This window comes from Blastocatellia bacterium, assembly GCA_035573895.1.
In the GTDB taxonomy this organism is placed as follows: domain Bacteria; phylum Acidobacteriota; class Blastocatellia; order HR10; family HR10; genus DATLZR01.
This window is the reverse complement of the sequence record DATLZR010000073.1, coordinates 23,553-42,138: the sequence shown is the minus strand read 5'-3', so window position 1 is coordinate 42,138 and position 18,586 is coordinate 23,553. Positions and strand designations below refer to the sequence as shown.

Here is an 18,586-nt window from a genome sequence, read left to right as displayed (position 1 = left end):
CTGTAAGGACAAAAGGAGGGAGCTATGGCTGTTAAGGTCGGAATCAACGGTTTTGGCCGCATAGGTCGAAATCTCTTTCGAGCGGCGATGGACACGAAGGAGATCGAGTTTGTGGCCGTCAACGATATTACGGATCCCAAGACGCTGGCCCATCTGCTCAAATACGATTCGAACCTGGGTAATCTCAACGCAATTGTGACCTACGGCGAGGATTGGCTGTCCGTCAACGGTCGGCGAATGCAAGTCTTTAAGGAAAAAGATCCGGCGAAGATTCCCTGGGAGGCGGTGGGAGCTGAGATCGTCGTGGAGGCGACCGGTCTCTTCACCGACCGGGCTGATGCGGAGAAGCATCTTCGAGGTCCGGTGAAGAAAGTCATCATCACAGCTCCCGCCAAGGGAGAGGATGTGACGATTGTTCTCGGAGTCAATCATCATGTCTATGATCCGGCGAAGCATCATATTGTCTCCAATGCTTCCTGCACGACGAATTGTCTCGCCCCGGTCGTGAAGGTCCTCAATGATCGGTTTGGTATCGTGCATGGCCTGATGAACACGATCCACGCCTATACGAACGATCAGCGAATCCTCGATCTCCCACACAAGGACCTGCGGCGAGCGCGGGCCGCCGCCGTCTCAATGATTCCCACCACGACGGGAGCAGCGAAAGCAATCGGATTGGTCATCCCTGAACTCAAGGGGAAACTCGACGGGATTGCCATCCGCGTTCCCACGCCCAACGTGTCGGTCGTAGATTTGACGGCGGAGTTAATGCGCCCCGTCACCGTGGAGGAGGTCAATGGGGCATTGAAGCAGGCCGCCGAAGAGGAACTCAAGGGAATCCTCGCCTATTGCGAGGAGGAGCTGGTTTCTATTGATTTCCGGGGCAATCCTCACTCTTCTATCGTTGATGCGGGATTCACGCGGGTGACCGATGGGACGCTGGTGAAGATTCTCGCATGGTACGACAACGAGTGGGGCTATAGCTGTCGCGTCCGCGACCTGATCCTTTTCATGGCGGAGAAGGGATTGTGAGGTATGGCGAAACTGTCGGTGAGAGATCTCGATCTGTGCGGCAAGCGCGTCTTCCTTCGGGTTGACTTTAATGTCCCGATCGAGGCCGGGCGCGTCACCGATGCCTCCAGGATTGACGCGTCACTTCCGACCATTCGCTACCTGATAGAGCGCCGCGCCCGAGTGATCGTTGCGTCTCATTTGGGACGCCCCAAAGGTCAGCGTGACTCTCGGTATTCCCTTCGGCCCGTGGCCGATGTGCTCACCGAGCGGCTCGGACCGATCGTCACGTTCGCTCTGGATTGCGTTGGTCCAGAGGTCGAGGCCCTGGCGAGCAGCCTTGCCGAAGGACACGTTCTCCTTTTGGAAAATCTGCGATTTCATCCGGGCGAAGAGAAAAATGATCCCGAATTCGCTCGCTCCCTGGCGCGGCTGGCCGATCTCTATGTCAACGACGCCTTCGGGACGGCCCACCGAGCCCATGCCTCGACAGTCGGAATCACGTCCTTTGTGCCGGTGGCCGCTGCCGGTTTGCTCATGGAAAGGGAATTAGACTATCTCGGTCGTGCGCTCACTCATCCGGAGCATCCCTTTGTTGTTCTCTTGGGGGGAGCGAAGGTTTCGGATAAGATTCCCGTGTTGACGAATCTTCTCAATCACGCGGATGCCATCCTGATTGGGGGAGCCATGGCCTACACCTTCCTGGTGGCCCGGGGAGGAGACGTCGGGGCGTCTCGGGTTGAAACAGATTACGTCTCCACAGCTCGTGATTTGCTTGTGAGGGCGGAGGCTCGACAGGTTCCCCTCGTATTACCGGTTGACCATGTGGTTGTTGATTCAACCGATCCCACGGCACCCCCTCGCGTTGTGAGCGGAGACGCCTTTCCCCCTTCAGCAATAGGTATGGACATTGGCCCGACCACGATTGAGTTGTTCGGGCAAAGGATTCGTCAGGCTCGAACGGTGATCTGGAACGGGCCCGTTGGCGTCTTTGAACGCCCACCGTTCGATCAGGGGACGGTGGCGCTGGCGCATGAAGTGGCATCGGTGGAGGGAGTCACTATTGTCGGTGGAGGGGATTCCGTGGCCGCGATTCATCGCGCGGGAGTTGCGGACCGAATCACGCATCTCTCAACGGGTGGTGGTGCAACGCTGGAGTTCCTGGCCGGCGTGGATCTTCCAGGTGTCGCGGCACTGACAGAGAAGACTTAGAGGAGCGAGGGGATTGGTCAATGCGGCAGCCAATTATCGCGGGAAACTGGAAGATGCATAAACTTCTACCGGAGGCGACGGAAACTGCGCGAGAACTTCGATCACTGGTTGGACACGTCTCGCACTGTCTGGTTATTGTTGCCCCACCGTTTACGGCGTTACGGGCGGTTGCTGACCGACTGGATGGGTCAGCGATTAAGGTCGCCGCTCAAAACGTCTGCGATATCGGGGGATTCGGCGCGCGAACAGGCGAGGTGAGCGCCGCCATGCTGCGGGATGCCGGGTGCGAATACGTCATCATCGGTCACTCGGAACGTCGGCTCTTTTACGGAGAAACCGATGAGATGGTCAACCGAAAGATACGAGCCGCGTTGGAGGGTCGCCTGAAGGCAATCGTCTGTGTAGGGGAAACCCTGCCTGAAAGAGAGGCCGGACGGGAGTTCGCTGTTGTCGAACAGCAAATCGCCGGGGGATTGGCTGGCTTGACAGACGAGGATATGTCCAATATGATCATCGCCTACGAACCGGTATGGGCGATTGGGACGGGGAAAACGGCCACGCCGCAACAAGCGCAGGTGATGCATGAATTCATTCGCCGTCTCATCGCGCGAATTTTTGGGAAAGTGACGGCCGACGCCGTGCGAATTCTTTACGGAGGGAGCGTCAGGCCGGATAATATTGGCGAGCTTATGAGTCAGCCTGATGTTGATGGTGCTTTGGTCGGGGGAGCGAGCCTGGAGGCGCGGACTTTCGCGGAGATCGTGAATTACGCGAGGTGATTCACTTATGTGGTGGGTTCGAGTCCTGCTTGGACTATACGTACTCAACTGCTTGATTCTAATCATTGCCGTGTTGCTTCAACCGGGGAAAGCGGATGCCGCTGCCCTCTTTGGTGGGGGAGGGAGCCAGACGGCGTTTGGTCCGCGCGGCACTCAACACTTCCTCGGCTGGGTTACCATTGTCGCGGCTGCCATTTTCATGACCCTGGGACTTCTTTTTAGCCTGCCCAATGTCCTTGGGCCTTCGTCGGTGGTCCAGCGGGTTAAACCCATAGAGCAGCAGGCTCAACCCACGCAACCGCCTCAGCCGCCGCAACAAAAGTGAAAGATGCTCAAAGGGTGCCGAAGTGGTGGAATTGGTAGACACGCACGTTTGAGGGGCGTGTGGGGCAACCCGTGGGGGTTCGAGTCCCCCCTTCGGCACCATTCCCCTTCTGCCTCCTGTGAATGAGAGAGGAGCAATTCCAGGAGCCAGAGCGCTCCTGCTCGCCGTATACATGAGGGAAGAAGGTGAAGGAGCTGGCATCACAACTGATTGAAGCCATTGAATGTCTGGGTGTTCCCCGGGCGAGCGTTGACCACCTGCTGCGGGCTCAGAAGGAAATGCTCTTAGCTGTTCAAGCCGTTATCGAAAGTGGCGTCGCAGTTATTGACGAATTACTCCAGCGCGGCAAAGAAAAACCCCCTGTGCCGTCCGCCGATTAACCGGATTGCGGAGAGGAACCAGACCGTCTCCACGTGGCCGAAGGACCGGGGACAGAGGATCGCACCATACACAGTCTGTGCAGAACAGGGCTCTTTGTGTCCCGAGATTCCAAATCGTACGAGGGGGCATTTATTTGGAAGAATCAATGCGTGAGGCGGGAGAAGATAACTCATAGCTAAAGGCCTGGAAACCTCTCTCCTCTCGGGCTCTCTCCAAAGAAGCAGATCGCTCAATCGTCGTCCTGCACGCAAATCATCTCACATACACGTGGATAAGACGTGGGGGGTGTGCTCTTTGATTTGTTTCAGTTTCGTCCCCGAGAGAATTTTCCTCCAATGGTGGATCGAACGTCTGTCGTCATTTTTCTGGCTTGAACAAAGGTGCCACTCGCTCGGAATGGATCACCTTCTTGAGTTGCTTGACAGTCGCCCGATGATCCTCTTAAATTGTAGGCTTTTGTAGCGTCACGATGAAAAACAGCGGTAAGAGAACGAAACCATTTACCCCATCTTCTGTGATGGTCACTCACGGTCGCCCATGAGTAGAGTTCGATTCGCCATCCCGAAAGGGTCGCTCGAAAAAGCAACGTTTGACTTGCTGGAACGAGCTTGGTACACGATCTCGGGCCGGGAGCGGACTTACCGGCCACGAATTAGCGATCCCGAGATCGAGCTGAAGATGCTTCGCCCGCAGGAGATCCCGATCTTCGTTGCCGAAGGACTTCACGATGTGGGCATTACGGGTCAGGATTGGATTCAGGAGACCCACGCCAACGTCGAGACCCTTCTCGATCTCGAGTACGGAAAGGTAAAACTCGTCATTGCCGTGCCGACCACCTTACCCGTGACGTCGCTGTCCGATCTCTTTCGTCACTTCTGGCGGCAGGGGAAACCGGTGCGCATTTCCGCGGAGTATCTCAACATCTCGGCAGAGTACGTCAAGGCCAATCCCACCTACCGTAGAGCCTTCGGCAAGCGGGAACCGATGGTAATCACTCCCTGGTGGCGGCGGGGCACAAATGACAAGGTCAGGATTTACCTGTCCTTTGGGGCCACCGAGGCCAAGCCTCCTGAAGATACGGATGCCATCATTGATCTCATTGAAACGGGAACTACGCTGGAGCGCAATAACCTCAAAGCCATTGAGACGATCCTTGAGTCTTCGGCCGTTCTCATCGCCAATCGTCAGGCGCTACGGCAGCGGGCCAAGCGGGAGAAAATTTATGACATCATGACGCTTTTGAAGGGCGTCATTGACGGCGCTAAGAAACTCCACATCTTCGTCAACGTCAAGGAGGAAAATCTCGACACGCTGCTCCAGCGATTACCGGCCTTGAAGCGACCGACGATAAGCGCGCTCTCGGTTAAGGGGTGGTATTCTGTGAATACCGTGGTGGAGAAACAAGAGTTCCTCACCCTGCTGCCCGTGTTACGGCAACTCGCGCAGGGGCTGGTGGTGCACGAGCCGCGCCAGATCCTCCCGCTGGAAGAAATCGCCCGGGACGAAGCTTATGAGAAGTCGTGAGATTCTTCGCCTCGAACGGCTCGACTCGCGTCCGGCGAGAGGTCATCTCTCGGTTCGACAGCTTCTCGCCCGCCGGCTGAATCGTCGGCCATCACTGCCGAAGTTGCGTTTGGACGTCGAGCGAATCCTCATGGATGTCGCTCATAAGGGCGATCGTGCTCTTATCCGATGGGCGAAGAAATTCGATGGGGTGTCGCTCCGTCCGTCGGATCTTCGCGTCTCTCGGCGAGAGATCGAGCGTGCTTATCTAGCCGTTTCGCGGGACGAGCTGAAGGCGTTGACGCTCGCCCGGAAAAATATCGAAAAAGCCGAGCGCGCCTGGCTCCGTCGCCTCCCGGTTCGGGAGATTCATCGGCAGGGCGTGGTGATTCGCAGTTGGTATGCTCCTCTCTCGAGTGTCGGCTGCTATGTCCCTGGAGGGAAGGCCGTCTACCCCAGCTCGGTTTTGATGAGCGTGATTCCCGCGAAACTGGCAGGCGTGCGTCGGGTTGTGTTGTGTACGCCGCCGGTCTATGGAACAAAAAAGGTTCATCCGCTCGTGCTCGTGGCCGCCGATCAATGTGGGGTAGATGAGATTTATCGCATCGGCGGGGCACAGGCCATCGCCGCCATGGCCTTTGGGACGGAGACGATTCAGCCGGTGGAGAAGATCGTTGGTCCCGGCAGTTCCGTCGTCGCCATGGCCAAACAGCTTGTGTCTGATCGGGTCGCGATTGATATGCCAGCCGGACCATCGGAGCTGGTGGTGCTCGCCGATGACACAGGTCATGCCCGCGCCATCGCCTGGGACCTCATCTCCCAGGCAGAACATGGTGAGGATAGCGTCTGCGGTCTGGTCACAACATCCCGAGCACTGGCCGAGGAAGTCAGGGAAATGATCGCCCAGCTTCTGCCCGGCGTAGCTCGGCGCGAACTTGTGATGACCGCACTGAGGACGCATGGGTTCGTGGTCTACGATGAGGATGTTGATCGCCTCATCCAGTTCGTCAACGAGTTCGCGCCCGAACACCTCGAAATCATGATGAAAGATGGATGGGAGGTTGCCCGTCGCATTACGTCAGCGGGATTGATTCTGGTGGGAACGGATACATCGGTGGTACTGACTGACTATGTGGTGGGGACCAACCACGTTCTTCCGACCGGTGGATGGGCTCGTCGGGCATCTGGTCTTTCCGCATTCGATTTCCTCAAGCGGATGACAGCCGTTGAGTGTTCCGATTCAACGCTCGATCGTTTTGTCACGCCTGTGGGATTTTTGGCGCGGGCCGAAGGGCTGCCCAATCATTATGCGGCGCTCGCGAGGCGTTGGAGAGACGATTGAGTTCACTGAACCGCCGCGGGGGTCGTCGCCCCCAGCATTTCGAACGGTGATAAACGGAACGCGTCGTGATCGAGAATGAAGGTGAAGGACTGGTTCGACAGGCGGCTTGAGGAACTGGCGCTGGCCGAAGGGTATCCTTTGCCGTGGGCCGGGGCGGGATCTGATGGGATTCACCCTCGAGGGAAACTCGATGCCAATGAAAACAGCTATCTCCCCGAAACGCTCATGGCGTCGCTCATGGATGAAGTCGCTCGGGAGGTGGATCCTCGGTTCTATCCCGCAGCGGACTATGCCGCACTTGTTTCAGCGCTCGCAGCGACAACAGGTTTCCCGGAAGATCATATTCTCCTGGGTTCCGGAGCAGATCAGCTCATCGCCTTCCTGTGCGATGTTTTCCTCGGTCCGACGACGACGGCGGTATCGGTCACTCCCACCTATTCGTTTTATCGCATTCGAAGTCGGCTGACAGGCGCTCGGTTCATCGAGGTTCCTCTTCGTCCTGATTTCTCGCTGGATGTTGAGAGGATGCGAAAAGAACTAGCCGCACCGGCAGCCCGACTGCTTTTCCTCTGCTCGCCCAATAATCCGACGGGAAACTCATTGGCTCGTCGCGATGTGGAACAACTGATTGCTGATAGATCGGCGCTCGTCGTCGTTGACGAGGCCTATGTCGAGTATGCCGAGGAGAGCCTGGCTGATCTCGTGAGGGAGTATGACAATGTCGTAATTCTCCGGACGATGTCCAAGGCGTGGGGACTTGCCGGAATGCGTCTCGGGTACATGATCGGTCGCCCGAGACTGATTCGCGTCTTCGCGGAGAAAGTTCAATACCCCTATCCCCTGAATGCCTTTGCTCTTCGGCTGGCGGTGAAGCTTCTCGCTCAACCGGCGATCGTTCGTGGGGCCGTGGACGCGCTGAAGGCCGAGCGCGAGCGATTGCGGCATCGTCTCCTTCAGTTGGGACTGACGGTGTTCCCATCGCAAACAAACTTTCTTCTCTTGGCCGCTGGGGACGGAGCTGAAGGAATCCTTTCGGCGCTCGCCGATCGGGGAATTCGAATCAAGCTCGTCGGGGACGTTCTCGGTTGGTCGGGCTGTTTGCGAATAACGGTGGGCGTCCCGGAGGTGAACGATCTCGTCGTCGAGACTCTGAGGGAGTGTTTGAGATGAACGTCGTCTACTCCGAAGTCCCGACGGAGGGGGGACGTGCCTACATTCGCGCGGACGAACGGGAGGCACTTGCTTCGATTTCTGCTCTCGTTTTCGATTGCGACGGGGTACTTATTGATGTTCGTCCCTCGTACGATGTGGCCATAAGTCGAACCGTTCGATACCTCCTCAGCAAACTCTTCTACCGGGATTTTTCCCCGCTGGCGACCCGGCGCATGATTTATCGCTTTCGCCAGAGCGGCGGGTTCAACAACGATTGGGATACGGTATGTGCTCTTTTGCTGGGGACGTTTGTTCAACTTGATGACGCGCTGCTACGAGTTTTTCTGGAGACCGATGAGCACCTGGGGGGGGCCTTTATCACGGAGGCGACCGAGCGGCTGATCGCCTACGTGCGAGAGATCAGGCGGAAGGATGCTTTCGTCGAAGCGATTCGATGGCGCTCGCCGCTCAATGTCCACCAGGCGCGTGCCCGTTTGTTGGCGCTGGCGGACGCAGCCGATAGCTCTGGCTTGCCATCGGTCGAACGACAGATCCGTGAGTCATGGGAACTTCCTTCCTGGAAGCTCACCGCCCTTTCAGCGTTTCAGCGATTTCTCGCCTATCCCGGAGCAATGGGCGAGAGTCTCGTCGTCACGGTTTTCAATGAGTTTTTCTATGGAGAGGAGTACTGTCGCACCGTCTTCGGGATCGAACCGCGATTCGCTCGCGGGTCGGGGTGTGTGGATCACGAGCGACCGATTCTCACCGACACTGTCGGTCGTCGCTTAGCTGCTCTTTTCTCTGGACGGCTTGGCATTGTGTCCGGTCGGCGCCGTAGTACCGCCGAGAAAACGCTCGGTGATCGGCTGACTGTCTTTGACTCGTCGGCGCTCGTCTTTCTCGAAGACGAATATGACCGGGAACACGCGGAGTCCATCGGAAAACCGAGTCCCTATGGATTGCTGAAAGCCAGGAGTGCACTCGGTCATCCACCGGCACTGCTGTATGTCGGCGATTCCGCCGAAGATTTCATCATGGTCAGGCGGGCGGAGATGAGCGGCATTCGATGCCTCTTTTGTGGAGTCTATCGTTATGGCTACAACCCGGGAGCCAGGATCCGCCTGTTCATGGATGCCGGAGCGGCGCTCATTCTCCCTTCGGTCAATGAGCTGCCCGGCGTCCTGTCTTCGTTAAAAAGGTGAGGACCCTATGCGCACCGGTCACGTTGAGCGAAAGACACGCGAGACGGAAATCACGACCACCGTTCGTATTGAGGGGACGGGGGCCGCATCCGTCCGGACGAGAATTGGCTTTCTCAAACACATGCTGGAGTTGATCGGCCACCACGCGCTCTTTGATCTGGAGGTATCGGCGGACGGGGATCTCGTGCATCATATCGTCGAGGATACGGCGCTGGCGGTTGGCGAGGCCCTCAATCGGGCATTGGGAGGGCGGGAAGGAATCTCTCGCTTCGGATGGGCGGTTGTGCCGCTGGATGATGCTCTCGCCTCAGCCAGTGTTGATCTTGCGCGTCGTCCGTATGCGGTAGTTGACCTGAAGATCGAGAGAGACGGCGTGGAAGATATGCCGCGGGAGGATATCTATCATTTCCTGCGATCGCTGGCGACGGCGCTTGAAGCGACAATCCACGTCATCGTACACTATGGCGAGAACGATCACCATAAGGTCGAGGCCGGGGTGAAGGCGCTCGCGCTGGCTCTCCGACAGGCAGTGTCAGCCGATCCGCGCCGGTCGGGTGTTCCGAGTTCCAAAGGGGTGATCTGAAAGATGCGCATCGTGATCCTGGATTACGGGGTGGGAAACCTTTTCAGCCTGCGCTCGGCTCTCGAACGAGAAGGCGCGCGACCCCTCGTTGTGTCGGAGCTTCCCTCGTGCGGTTATGATGCCGTGATCTTGCCTGGGGTGGGGAATTTCGCACCGGCCGCCGCACACGTGCGCTCCCTGCGCGAGTCGCTGGCGGAACTCATCGAGCGAGGGCTCCCCGTGCTGGGTATCTGCCTCGGAATGCAACTGCTGTTCGATCAGAGTGAGGAAGCGCCGGGGGAAGGATTGCATCTCTTCCCGGGTCGCGTCGTCCGTTTGCCTCAGTCGGTGAAGGTGCCTCACATCGGATGGAATACGCTAGAAATCGCCCAGCCCCATCCTCTGCTGGAGGGCGTCGCCGACGGCGAATGGGTTTATTTCGTTCACTCGTTCTACCCCGCACCCGCTGACGAGAAGATCGTGCTCGCTCGGTGCAGCTACGGCGTTCGCTTTCCCGCCATCGTGGGGCAGGGCAGTCTCTTCGGTACCCAATTTCACCCCGAGAAATCCGGTCCGACGGGACGGAAAATTCTGCGGAATTTTCTGCGTCTGGCAAAGTCGTAATGGAGATTTATGTGGCCATTGATATCCTCGGAGGACGGGTCGTCCGGTTGCGGCAAGGCGATCCGTCACAGATGACGGTCTACGGTGATGATCCCCTGGCAATGGCTGTCCGGTGGGCAAGGGAAGGAGCCGGGGCGCTGCACGTCGTAGATCTCGATGCGGCGCTGTCGCGCGGGTCGCAGCGAGAGGTAGTGGTGAAAATTGCGCAAAAAGTCAAAATCCCTGTCCAGGTCGGTGGGGGACTGCGGCGTGAGGAAGATGTGTGCGAGCTGCTCGATCGTGGCGTGAGTCGGGTCGTTCTGGGCACGCTTGCTTTCCGCCATGAAGACGTCCTCTGCCGACTCCTTGAGCGATACGACCGTGATCGGATCGTCGTCGCCCTGGATGGGGCTCGCGAACGCGTCCTCATCGAGGGATGGACGCGGGAGACGGGAATCGCCATCGAGCACGCGGTCCGTCATTTCGCAGCCCTCGGAGTACGGCACTTTCTCGTCACCGCCGTTGACCGAGATGGGACTCTAGCGGGACCGGACTTTGATCTTCTGGGACGCCTGGCAACTGTTCCCGATATTCATCTGATTGCGAGTGGAGGAATTGGCCATATCGGCGACATCTCCGAGCTTCAGCGCATCGGGGTGAAGGGCGTCGTCGTGGGACGAGCCGTCTATGAGGGACAGATACGGCTCGCTGAGCTTCGGGCGTTCACGTCGCACGCCGGGTCCAACTAGTTCGGGTATGGCTCTAAGCAAGCGCATCATTCCTTGTCTCGATGTGGATCGTGGGCGCGTCCTCAAGGGGACACATTTCCGCCAGATGCGCGACGCCGGCGATCCCGTCGAATTGGCCATTCGGTATCGAGATGATGGAGCTGACGAGCTGGTGTTCCTCGACATAACGGCATCGGTTGAAGCTCGCGCCACGCTCGTGGAAGTTGTCCGGCGGGTGGCGGCGCACCTCGATCTCCCGTTTACGGTCGGTGGAGGGATTCGCACGGTCGAGGATGCGCGAACGATTCTCTGCAGCGGAGCCGATAAAATCTCGGTGAATACAGCAGCCCTGGAGAGACCCGAACTTGTCGCCGAACTCAGTCATCTGTTCGGACAACAATGCGTCGTCGTGGCCATTGATGCCCGCCGACGGTACGACGGAGATCACCTCTGGTTTGAAGTATACTCCCATGCGGGGAAGAAACCGACGGGGCGGGATGCGGTCGCATGGGCCAAAGAGGTGGCCGCCCTCGGAGCCGGCGAAATTCTCCTCACATCAATTGATCGTGATGGCACGGAGCAGGGATATGATCTGGAACTGACACGCGCTGTTGCGGAGGCTGTGCCCATTCCTGTTATTGCTAGTGGCGGCTGCGGTCATCCTCATCACATTTGGGAAGCATTCACGGTCGGGGGAGCAGATGCGGCGCTGGCGGCGTCCATTTTCCATTACGACCGCTTCCCCCTGCCGGTCGTTAAGCACTACCTTTATGAACGAGGCATCGAGGTGCGAAGATGAGCGAGGTGACTGTTGACGCTCTTGATTTCGCCAAAATGAACGGGCTCATTCCCGTGGTCACGCAGGATGCCACAACCGGTGAAGTCCTCATGGTGGCCTTCGCCAATCGCGAGGCGGTCGAAGAGACCCTTCGGACGGGCTATGCCCATTATTTCAGCCGCTCGCGCCGGGAGCTGTGGCGCAAGGGCGCGACTTCGGGACATGTCCAGCGGGTCAGGGAAATCCTGGTTGACTGCGATGCCGATGCGCTGATCTACCTGGTGGATCAGACAGGTGTGGCCTGCCATCAGGGAACGAGAACATGCTTCACCCAGACGCTGCGCCTATGAACGCGCGGCGCCACCGAGCTTAGAGCTTCCCCCGGCGAGCGCAGATACGAGAAAACCTGCGTTCCGCCCGTAACGGGCTTGAAGAGATTTTTCGGAGATGCCATGAAACGATGGGTGAGCGGAGTCGGGAGAGTCCTTTTGATTGTCCTACTGTATCAACCGGTTCAGCCGGCGGCTCAAAGACCAAAAGCTGGGGAGTTAACGTTCGCACCACCGGCAGCGGTCGGGATGTCGGCCGAGCGCCTGAGCGAAATTGACCATGTCGTTCAAGAGGCCATTAGCCGAAAGGAACTGCCGGGAGCTGTGATCGCCGTTGGACGACGAGGTCGCATTGTTTATCGCAAGGCGCTCGGCTCTCGAGCTGTCGAACCGGAGCGCGTCCCGATGACCGTAGATACGATTTTCGATCTGGCCTCGTTGACCAAGGTCGTGGCGACGGCGACATCTGTGCTGATTCTCGTCGAACGAGGTAAAGTGCGATTGGGTGATCCGGTGGCCCGTTACATCCCTGAATTCGGTCAAAACGGAAAGCAGCGAATCACCGTCGAGCAACTGCTCATTCATCGGGGCGGGCTCATTGCCGACAATGATCTGGACGACTACCGAGACGGTCCCGTCGAGGCAATGAAGCGAATCTATCAGCTTGCCCCGATCGTCGAACCGGGAACCCGGTTCATCTACAGCGATGTCGGGTATATTGTTTTGGGCGAACTGGTCCGACGCGTCTCAGGCCAGCCGCTCGATGTGTTTGCGTCTGAAAATATCTTTCGCCCTCTCGGAATGAAGGACACCATGTTTCGTCCGGATGAGCTTCGACGCCAGCGGTGTGCTCCGACCGAACGACGAGAGGGACGGTGGATGATCGGGGAAGTTCACGATCCGCGCGCTTATGCCCTGGGGGGTGTCGCCGGTCACGCGGGACTTTTTTCCACTGCCGATGACCTGGCTATCTATGCTCAAATGATTCTCAACGGTGGAGAATTCCAGGGCGTGCGCATCCTCAGTCCACTTGGCGTCCGACGGATGACGGAATCGCGCGGACTTCCCCTGAACGAGATGCGAGGTCTTGGCTGGGATATTAACACGGGGTATTCCTCCAACCGAGGAGATCTTTTCCCCCTCGGCTCGTTCGGTCATACGGGGTTCACAGGCACCTCTTTGTGGATCGATCCCGGGAGTCAAACGTTCGTCATCTTCTTGAGTAATCGGGTCCACCCTGATGGGCGCGGTGACGTCACATCACTGAGAGGTCGAGTGGCAAGCATTGTTGCCGCCGCGATTGTTGCTCCCCCCTTGCCGGCCTGGGAGAGGCCGGCCTCTCCGGCCATTCCTTCTGACAGCATGCCCACTCGCGCGTCAGCACCGGCGGTCTCGACGGTTTTGACGGGAATTGACGTCCTTCGTCAGGAAGCCTTCGCTCGATTAGCGGGACGGCGCATCGGACTCATCACGAATCATACCGGGCGAGCGCGCGATGGGACGAGTACGATTGATCTTCTCGCCGGAGCGAAAGGTCTGACCCTCGTTGCCCTCTTCAGCCCCGAGCACGGGATTCGCGGCCATGCCGATGAACCGGTCGGAGATGCGCGAGATGAGAAGACAGGGCTGCCCATCTACAGCCTTTACGGTGAGCGACGACGACCAACCGAGGAGACGCTCAAAGGAATTGATACGCTCGTCTTTGACATTCAAGACATCGGCGCTCGCTTCTACACGTACATCACCACGATGGGGTATGCGATGGAAGAAGCCGCTCGACGTCGGATCCGGTTCGTTGTTCTGGATCGGCCCAATCCAATCAACGGGGTGGACGTCGAGGGCCCGCTGGCCGATGCGGATTCTTTGTCCTTCACCGCTTATCATTCCATCCCAATTCGTCACGGAATGACCGTCGGCGAGCTGGCGCAGCTCTTCAACGAGGAACGAAAGATCGGTGTCGAGTTAGACATCGTCCGGATAGAGGGATGGAGGCGAGATCAGTGGTTCGACGCCACATCTCTGGAATGGATCAATCCGTCGCCGAACATGCGAAGTATGAATGCGGCGGCGCTGTATCCCGGCATCGGATTGCTGGAAACGACCAATCTCTCCGTCGGGCGTGGAACCGAGCGACCCTTCGAACAGATCGGGGCTCCCTGGCTCGATGGAAAGCGATTGGCTTTTGAGCTGAATCAGAAAAGCATCCCGGGCGTGCGTTTCATCCCGATCCGATTTACACCCCGGGCGTCGAAATTCGCTGGGGAAGAGTGCGGCGGAATCATGATCGTCATCACGGATCGTTCAGCGCTTCGGCCCGTGCGGCTGGGGATAGAAATAGCCGTTGCCCTTCGAAAGCTGTTTCGAGAGTCGTGGCGGGCCGAGGACTTCGGGCGATTGCTGGCTAACCGTCGAGCACTGGAGTTGCTCCTTCAGGGAGCTGATGCCGATCAAATCGAGAGGTCCTGGCAAAGCTCGCTCGAGGAGTTCCGCCGCCTCCGGCGGAAGTATCTTCTTTACAATTAGCCCCCTGGTCATTCCGTGTCCCCGCGGAGGATAGCGGGGATGGTCTTGAGGAGAATGAGAAGATCGAGCCAGAACGACCAGTTTTCGATGTAGTAGAGATCGAGTTCGACCATTCGTTCGAACGGGAGGCGATTGCGGCCACTGACCTGCCACAGGCCCGTGAGTCCGGGCTTGACATCGAGCCGTTTCCGGTGCCAGGGGGAATAAAGCTCAACTTCGTAAGGGATTGGCGGACGCGGACCCACGAGGCTCATCTCGCCCTTGAGGACGTTGATCAGTTGGGGGAGTTCATCGAGACTCCACCGCCGCAACCATCGTCCCACAGGGGTGATGCGTCGGTCCCCCGGCACTTTGCCGTAAAGAACGTTCTGCGTTACGGTCATTGTCGGCGTGAGTGACATCCCCGGCGATGGGGGGGAGCCGACCCCTTTAATCAATCGGATAGCCACCTCACGATGCGGCCGGTCGTCTGCATCCGGATACATCGTCCGAAACTTGTAGGCGAGGAAAATTCGGCCATCCATTCCCACACGCTCCTGGCGAAAGAGTATGGGTCCGGGCGAGGTCAACTTCACGATCGCGGCGATGATGGCAAGCAACGGGCTGAGCACAATGAGGCCGAGAGCTGACGCCACGAGATCGAACGCCCGCTTCAGATGTCGCGCGGGGCCCCGAAGCGGCTCTTGAAAGAGCTGAACCATCGGCAGACTGCCGATATGATCGAGAGCGGTTTTGCTCGGCAAGCAGTTCAGAAGATGAGGCACCACGCGGAAACTCACCCGCTGCCACCGCCAGCATTTCATAATGGTCTCAAAGAGAACATCGGGATTGATCGTCGAATCCGTGATGAAGACCTCTTCGATGCCCCACCGGCGCACGATCTCAGGCAGATCATTGAGGTCTCCCAGAAGAGAATACTTCGAGGAGCGGGTCGGGCTGGATCGCGTGGCTCCCGGCGACGTCACCACACCGACCACACGGTACCCCAGGTGCGGTTTCGATGTCATTTCCTTCAAGCAAAGCTCGGCGAGGTCTCCTTCTCCGACAATGAGCGCAGGAATCAGATTTCGGCCACGACGCCGAAGCATCGTCTGGGCCCACCGGAGGCCGAGGCGCAGCACCATATATCCCGTGAACGTGAATACCGCGTGAAGCAAAAATATCCCTCGAGAATATGAATACTCGCGAAAGGCAAAGACGCCCCGGTACATGAAGGCAATGACGATGAGCCAGAGCGTGGCCATTGTCGTCGCCTTGATCAGGCCGACGAAATCGTCCAGCAGCGAAAATTCCCCTCTGAGAAGGTAGAACCGGTTGCGAGAGAGCCAGAACAGGTGAAGCGGCACAGCGACGAGGAACAGGTGAAGGTAGGGCTGAAACGTCTCCCACTTCAGCGTTGACAGAAGTTCACCGGCGCCAAGCAAACCGATGACCTCATCCACTGAAGGAACGTGATTGAGCATCCTCAGACGAAAGGAGAAGAGAAACGATCCGGCGGCGATAAGGCTATCGGCCAGAGGCAGAATGGCAGAGATTGCTCCTCGGATCAGTCTTGGCCGAGGCATCCTAAGCTGGATTCTCCTTGCTCGATTTCCGCCGAATGGTTCGTCGTCGGTTATACCACCATCGTTGCATCCGGCGCAGGTGATCGTGCTCATGCGTCCAGGCAAATTCCGGGAACCACTCGATCACCGGATAGCGATGGCGGGGATCGTTAAGGGCGGAGATCGGGAGCTGCTGAAATCGTTGAGTCAGGCGAGCCCGCGTTCGCGCCATCCGGTGGAGCAACGTCTTCAGGGACGTTCGTCGCATCCGCCGCACCGCATCGGCATTGAAGGCGTCGGCTGCCCGGCGATCATCAATGAAAACGATCCGATCCCCTTGATCGCGCAAGATCAGCTCGAGTCGCCTGATGGCCTCTTCTTCCCAGGCGATGAGATGGGCGAGAACGTCTTTGATTGACCACTGACCCTGCGTGTGCGGCTCAATGATGACGCGCTCGGGAAGACGCATGATGAACCGGAGCGTCGCTTCTCGTGCGCGCGTCATCTGCCGACACGCGTATTCCTTCCAGTGATCGAGCGAAACCTCCATCGGGAACAACCTCATCATCGGGATCCCGTTGTCCTGTGGCGAGCCGGCCCGCCCCACCTCATGGTCACCCTCTCAGCGGAAGAGTTTTGACGCAAGCGCCTCCCCCGTTCAGGGACTCAACGGACGGACTGCGCGGAACACACTCGCTCCTTTCGTGCCGGCGAGGACAAACCGGGACGTCGCCGTCACTGATCCGATGGGCAGCGGGGGGAGATTGCCCGTGATCGCTATCCATGAAGTGCCATCGTTGGTGGACATAAACAGTCCCCCTTCGGTGGCCGCATAAATTTCGCCGCTGGGTCCGACGGTCAGGGCATTGATCATCGTGTTGGTCAATCCCGTATTGACCCGCACCCAGGAGGCTCCGTTGTTGGCCGACCGGAAGACGCCTCCGTCCGTCCCTGCAAACAGAACATCACGGGCATTGACAACAAGGGCCCGAACGTTTTGACTGGCCAGGCCGGTATTGACAGCCGTCCATCGTCCCCCGTTATTAGTGGACATGTAGACGCCGCCTTCGGTTCCAGCAAAAAGGACGCCGGCACTGTTGACCGTCAGGGCTCGAACATTGCGATTGCGAAGGCCATTGTTGACGGGTCCCCAGGCTGCGCCTCCAGTTCCCGAGCGCATCACCCCACCACCAAGCGTCCCGGCGAAGACATACGGTGGCTTCACCGCCAGGGCCATGATAAAGGGATTGGTCACGCCGAAATTGACCGGGTTCCATCGGGCACCGTCGTTAGTCGAGCGGAAAATTCCCAGGTCCGTCCCGGCGAAGAGTCGTCCTCGGTCGTCTCTGACGATGGCATGAACGACGAAACTTCGAAGGCCGGTATTAATAGTGGTCCAACTGGCTCCCTGGTCGAGCGATCGCGCGATCCCTGCGCCTTCCGTGCCGAGCAGGATTTCGCCTCCCGACTCCCTGAGAAACGAAATGATTCTCGCACTGCGAAGACCCGTGCTGGCAGCGGCCCATTCACCCTCCTCCGGCTCGAATCGGAAGACTCCATTACCATCGGTCCCGAGAAGAACGACACCTTGCTCCGAGGAGGCAACGGAAAGTACCGACCGGTTATCCAGGCCTCCGTTGAGCCACAGCCAGGATATGCCATCATCCGACGAGAGCAAAACGCCTGAACCCGTGCCCAGATAGACGATGTTGCTAGGCGAGACTGCCAGCACCCGCGTCGTCAATGTAAAGAGCGAAGCATTATTCGTCGTCCAGTTAACCCCGCGATCAGTGGAACGAAAGAGTCCCGTCCCATCGGCGGCGGCAAGAAGCGTGCCCCTGCGCGTCATGGCGAGAGACGTAAGAGCAAACCCTTTGAGGTTTGTCGGCAGCCACGAGTCACCGTTGTCAACGGATCGAAAAAGTCCGCTTGCTGTTCCAACTAAGATATGTCCAACATCGTTGACGAGGACCGCTCGCACATCGCTATCGCTCAGCCCTTCGTTGAGCGGCATCCAGGTGCTCCCCTGGTCGCGGGAAAGAAAGACTCCTCCTCCTCGAGTGCCCGCAATCAAATCCCCGGATGGGGTCACGGCAAGCGATGAAACATTGCGATTGGTCAGTCCTTCACTGACGACGCGCCAGGTCTGTGTGCTCTCGTCGAAGCGGTAAACCCCGTCTCCCGCGGTGCCTGCGTAAAGACCAAACGACGTCGGGAGGATGGCTTGAATGCGCCGGGCCGACAGTCCGTTGTTGAACTCGACCCAGAGCGCACCGTTATTTGTCGAGCGAAACACGCCTGCTCCATCAGTTCCGGCATAGAATACGCCCGCGTCATCAGCAGCGAGGGCGAGAATGCGTCCCCCAAAGGGTCCGGCCATCTGCTGCCACACGACATCGGATTGTGATCGAACGCGGAGCGGAGCCCCCAGGACGAGGAGGAAGGAAAGAAGCGCGAGCGTCACAGTCACAACGGTCATCTTCAGTCGTTTCATAACACCTCAATATGCCCCACGAATGGTTTTTTAAATCAGCGGCAATTTTATGTGGGGAGATCGGCGTCGTCAACCGGTTCAATTGCCAACTCGTGGCCAGATACGTAGAATTGATGGT

At 58.2% G+C, this 18,586-nt stretch carries 18 protein-coding genes and 1 tRNA gene; 16 read left to right on the top strand and 3 right to left on the bottom strand.

Annotated elements, in window-relative coordinates:
- Nucleotides 1–24: 24 nt before the first annotated feature.
- The 16 genes from gap to VNM72_07410 all read left to right on the top strand — a co-directional run bounded on the left by gap (nucleotide 25) and on the right by VNM72_07410 (nucleotide 14,430).
- Nucleotides 25–1,032 (top strand): type I glyceraldehyde-3-phosphate dehydrogenase, encoded by a 1,008-nt coding sequence (gene gap, locus VNM72_07485; GenBank protein ID HXF05241.1) that lies wholly within the window; start codon nucleotides 25–27, stop codon nucleotides 1,030–1,032.
- A 3-nt stretch (nucleotides 1,033–1,035) separates the two neighbouring features.
- Nucleotides 1,036–2,223, top strand: coding sequence for a phosphoglycerate kinase (locus VNM72_07480; protein ID HXF05240.1), 1,188 nt, complete (start codon nucleotides 1,036–1,038; stop codon nucleotides 2,221–2,223).
- Between the two features lie 20 nt (nucleotides 2,224–2,243).
- Nucleotides 2,244–3,002, top strand: coding sequence for a triose-phosphate isomerase (gene tpiA, locus VNM72_07475; protein ID HXF05239.1), 759 nt, complete (start codon nucleotides 2,244–2,246; stop codon nucleotides 3,000–3,002).
- 7 nt (nucleotides 3,003–3,009) lie between these two features.
- Nucleotides 3,010–3,327 carry a preprotein translocase subunit SecG gene (gene secG, locus VNM72_07470; GenBank protein ID HXF05238.1) on the top strand — a complete coding sequence of 106 codons (318 nt, stop codon included), beginning with the start codon at nucleotides 3,010–3,012 and terminating at the stop codon, nucleotides 3,325–3,327.
- A 16-nt stretch (nucleotides 3,328–3,343) separates the two neighbouring features.
- Nucleotides 3,344–3,428: transfer RNA gene (locus tag VNM72_07465), tRNA-Leu, on the top strand.
- A gap of 84 nt (nucleotides 3,429–3,512) precedes the next feature.
- Nucleotides 3,513–3,707 carry a hypothetical protein gene (locus VNM72_07460; GenBank protein HXF05237.1) on the top strand — a complete coding sequence of 65 codons (195 nt, stop codon included), beginning with the start codon at nucleotides 3,513–3,515 and terminating at the stop codon, nucleotides 3,705–3,707.
- Nucleotides 3,708–4,245: 538 nt separating this feature from the next.
- Complete coding sequence (gene hisG, locus VNM72_07455) at nucleotides 4,246–5,232, top strand: ATP phosphoribosyltransferase (GenBank protein HXF05236.1); 987 nt, start codon at nucleotides 4,246–4,248, stop codon at nucleotides 5,230–5,232.
- A complete protein-coding gene (gene hisD, locus VNM72_07450; protein ID HXF05235.1) occupies nucleotides 5,219–6,553 on the top strand; it encodes a histidinol dehydrogenase in 1,335 nt (444 codons plus the stop codon). Before hisG ends, hisD begins: the two co-directional genes overlap by 14 nt.
- A gap of 75 nt (nucleotides 6,554–6,628) precedes the next feature.
- A complete protein-coding gene (gene hisC / locus VNM72_07445) occupies nucleotides 6,629–7,723 on the top strand; it encodes a histidinol-phosphate transaminase (protein ID HXF05234.1) in 1,095 nt (364 codons plus the stop codon).
- Complete coding sequence (locus VNM72_07440) at nucleotides 7,720–8,907, top strand: HAD family hydrolase (GenBank protein ID HXF05233.1); 1,188 nt, start codon at nucleotides 7,720–7,722, stop codon at nucleotides 8,905–8,907. Before hisC ends, VNM72_07440 begins: the two co-directional genes overlap by 4 nt.
- Before the next feature lie 7 nt (nucleotides 8,908–8,914).
- Nucleotides 8,915–9,490 (top strand): imidazoleglycerol-phosphate dehydratase, encoded by a 576-nt coding sequence (locus tag VNM72_07435; protein HXF05232.1) that lies wholly within the window; start codon nucleotides 8,915–8,917, stop codon nucleotides 9,488–9,490.
- Between the two features lie 3 nt (nucleotides 9,491–9,493).
- Nucleotides 9,494–10,093: an imidazole glycerol phosphate synthase subunit HisH gene (hisH, locus tag VNM72_07430; protein HXF05231.1), complete on the top strand. Its 600-nt coding sequence runs from the start codon at nucleotides 9,494–9,496 to the stop codon at nucleotides 10,091–10,093.
- Complete coding sequence (gene hisA / locus VNM72_07425; GenBank protein HXF05230.1) at nucleotides 10,093–10,821, top strand: 1-(5-phosphoribosyl)-5-[(5-phosphoribosylamino)methylideneamino]imidazole-4-carboxamide isomerase; 729 nt, start codon at nucleotides 10,093–10,095, stop codon at nucleotides 10,819–10,821. Before hisH ends, hisA begins: the two co-directional genes overlap by 1 nt.
- 7 nt (nucleotides 10,822–10,828) lie before the next feature.
- On the top strand, nucleotides 10,829–11,599 hold the full coding sequence (gene hisF, locus VNM72_07420) for an imidazole glycerol phosphate synthase subunit HisF (GenBank protein HXF05229.1): 771 nt from the start codon (nucleotides 10,829–10,831) through the stop codon (nucleotides 11,597–11,599).
- On the top strand, nucleotides 11,596–11,928 hold the full coding sequence (hisI, locus tag VNM72_07415; GenBank protein HXF05228.1) for a phosphoribosyl-AMP cyclohydrolase: 333 nt from the start codon (nucleotides 11,596–11,598) through the stop codon (nucleotides 11,926–11,928). The genes hisF and hisI overlap by 4 nt, the downstream gene beginning before the upstream one ends.
- Before the next feature lie 102 nt (nucleotides 11,929–12,030).
- Nucleotides 12,031–14,430, top strand: coding sequence for an exo-beta-N-acetylmuramidase NamZ domain-containing protein (locus VNM72_07410; GenBank protein ID HXF05227.1), 2,400 nt, complete (start codon nucleotides 12,031–12,033; stop codon nucleotides 14,428–14,430).
- An 8-nt stretch (nucleotides 14,431–14,438) separates the two neighbouring features.
- On the opposite strand, the gene VNM72_07405 is transcribed toward VNM72_07410, so the two are convergent.
- The 3 genes from VNM72_07405 to VNM72_07395 form a co-directional block, all read right to left on the bottom strand.
- Nucleotides 14,439–15,995, bottom strand: a complete 1,557-nt coding sequence (locus VNM72_07405; GenBank protein HXF05226.1) for a sugar transferase — start codon at nucleotides 15,993–15,995, stop codon at nucleotides 14,439–14,441.
- A 1-nt stretch (nucleotide 15,996) separates the two neighbouring features.
- Nucleotides 15,997–16,542, bottom strand: a complete 546-nt coding sequence (locus VNM72_07400) for a DinB family protein (protein ID HXF05225.1) — start codon at nucleotides 16,540–16,542, stop codon at nucleotides 15,997–15,999.
- A gap of 90 nt (nucleotides 16,543–16,632) precedes the next feature.
- Entirely contained in the window at nucleotides 16,633–18,468 is a 1,836-nt protein-coding gene (locus tag VNM72_07395) for a hypothetical protein (protein HXF05224.1), read from the bottom strand.
- Nucleotides 18,469–18,586: the final 118 nt, after the last annotated feature.

What these genes read in the sequence shown, in the direction of transcription:
- VNM72_07410 (HXF05227.1), top strand. Translation starts at nt 12,031, where the DNA reads ATGAAACGATGGGTGAGCGGAGTCGGGAGAGTCCTTTTGATTGTCCTA.
- tpiA (HXF05239.1), top strand. Translation starts at nt 2,244, where the DNA reads ATGCGGCAGCCAATTATCGCGGGAAACTGGAAGATGCATAAACTTCTA.
- VNM72_07435 (HXF05232.1), top strand. Translation starts at nt 8,915, where the DNA reads ATGCGCACCGGTCACGTTGAGCGAAAGACACGCGAGACGGAAATCACG.
- VNM72_07400 (HXF05225.1), bottom strand. Translation starts at nt 16,542, where the DNA reads ATGATGAGGTTGTTCCCGATGGAGGTTTCGCTCGATCACTGGAAGGAA.
- VNM72_07480 (HXF05240.1), top strand. Translation starts at nt 1,036, where the DNA reads ATGGCGAAACTGTCGGTGAGAGATCTCGATCTGTGCGGCAAGCGCGTC.
- VNM72_07395 (HXF05224.1), bottom strand. Translation starts at nt 18,468, where the DNA reads ATGAAACGACTGAAGATGACCGTTGTGACTGTGACGCTCGCGCTTCTT.
- hisF (HXF05229.1), top strand. Translation starts at nt 10,829, where the DNA reads ATGGCTCTAAGCAAGCGCATCATTCCTTGTCTCGATGTGGATCGTGGG.
- VNM72_07405 (HXF05226.1), bottom strand. Translation starts at nt 15,995, where the DNA reads ATGCCTCGGCCAAGACTGATCCGAGGAGCAATCTCTGCCATTCTGCCT.
- hisG (HXF05236.1), top strand. Translation starts at nt 4,246, where the DNA reads ATGAGTAGAGTTCGATTCGCCATCCCGAAAGGGTCGCTCGAAAAAGCA.
- hisD (HXF05235.1), top strand. Translation starts at nt 5,219, where the DNA reads ATGAGAAGTCGTGAGATTCTTCGCCTCGAACGGCTCGACTCGCGTCCG.
- hisI (HXF05228.1), top strand. Translation starts at nt 11,596, where the DNA reads ATGAGCGAGGTGACTGTTGACGCTCTTGATTTCGCCAAAATGAACGGG.
- VNM72_07440 (HXF05233.1), top strand. Translation starts at nt 7,720, where the DNA reads ATGAACGTCGTCTACTCCGAAGTCCCGACGGAGGGGGGACGTGCCTAC.
- secG (HXF05238.1), top strand. Translation starts at nt 3,010, where the DNA reads ATGTGGTGGGTTCGAGTCCTGCTTGGACTATACGTACTCAACTGCTTG.
- gap (HXF05241.1), top strand. Translation starts at nt 25, where the DNA reads ATGGCTGTTAAGGTCGGAATCAACGGTTTTGGCCGCATAGGTCGAAAT.
- hisH (HXF05231.1), top strand. Translation starts at nt 9,494, where the DNA reads ATGCGCATCGTGATCCTGGATTACGGGGTGGGAAACCTTTTCAGCCTG.
- hisA (HXF05230.1), top strand. Translation starts at nt 10,093, where the DNA reads ATGGAGATTTATGTGGCCATTGATATCCTCGGAGGACGGGTCGTCCGG.
- hisC (HXF05234.1), top strand. Translation starts at nt 6,629, where the DNA reads ATGAAGGTGAAGGACTGGTTCGACAGGCGGCTTGAGGAACTGGCGCTG.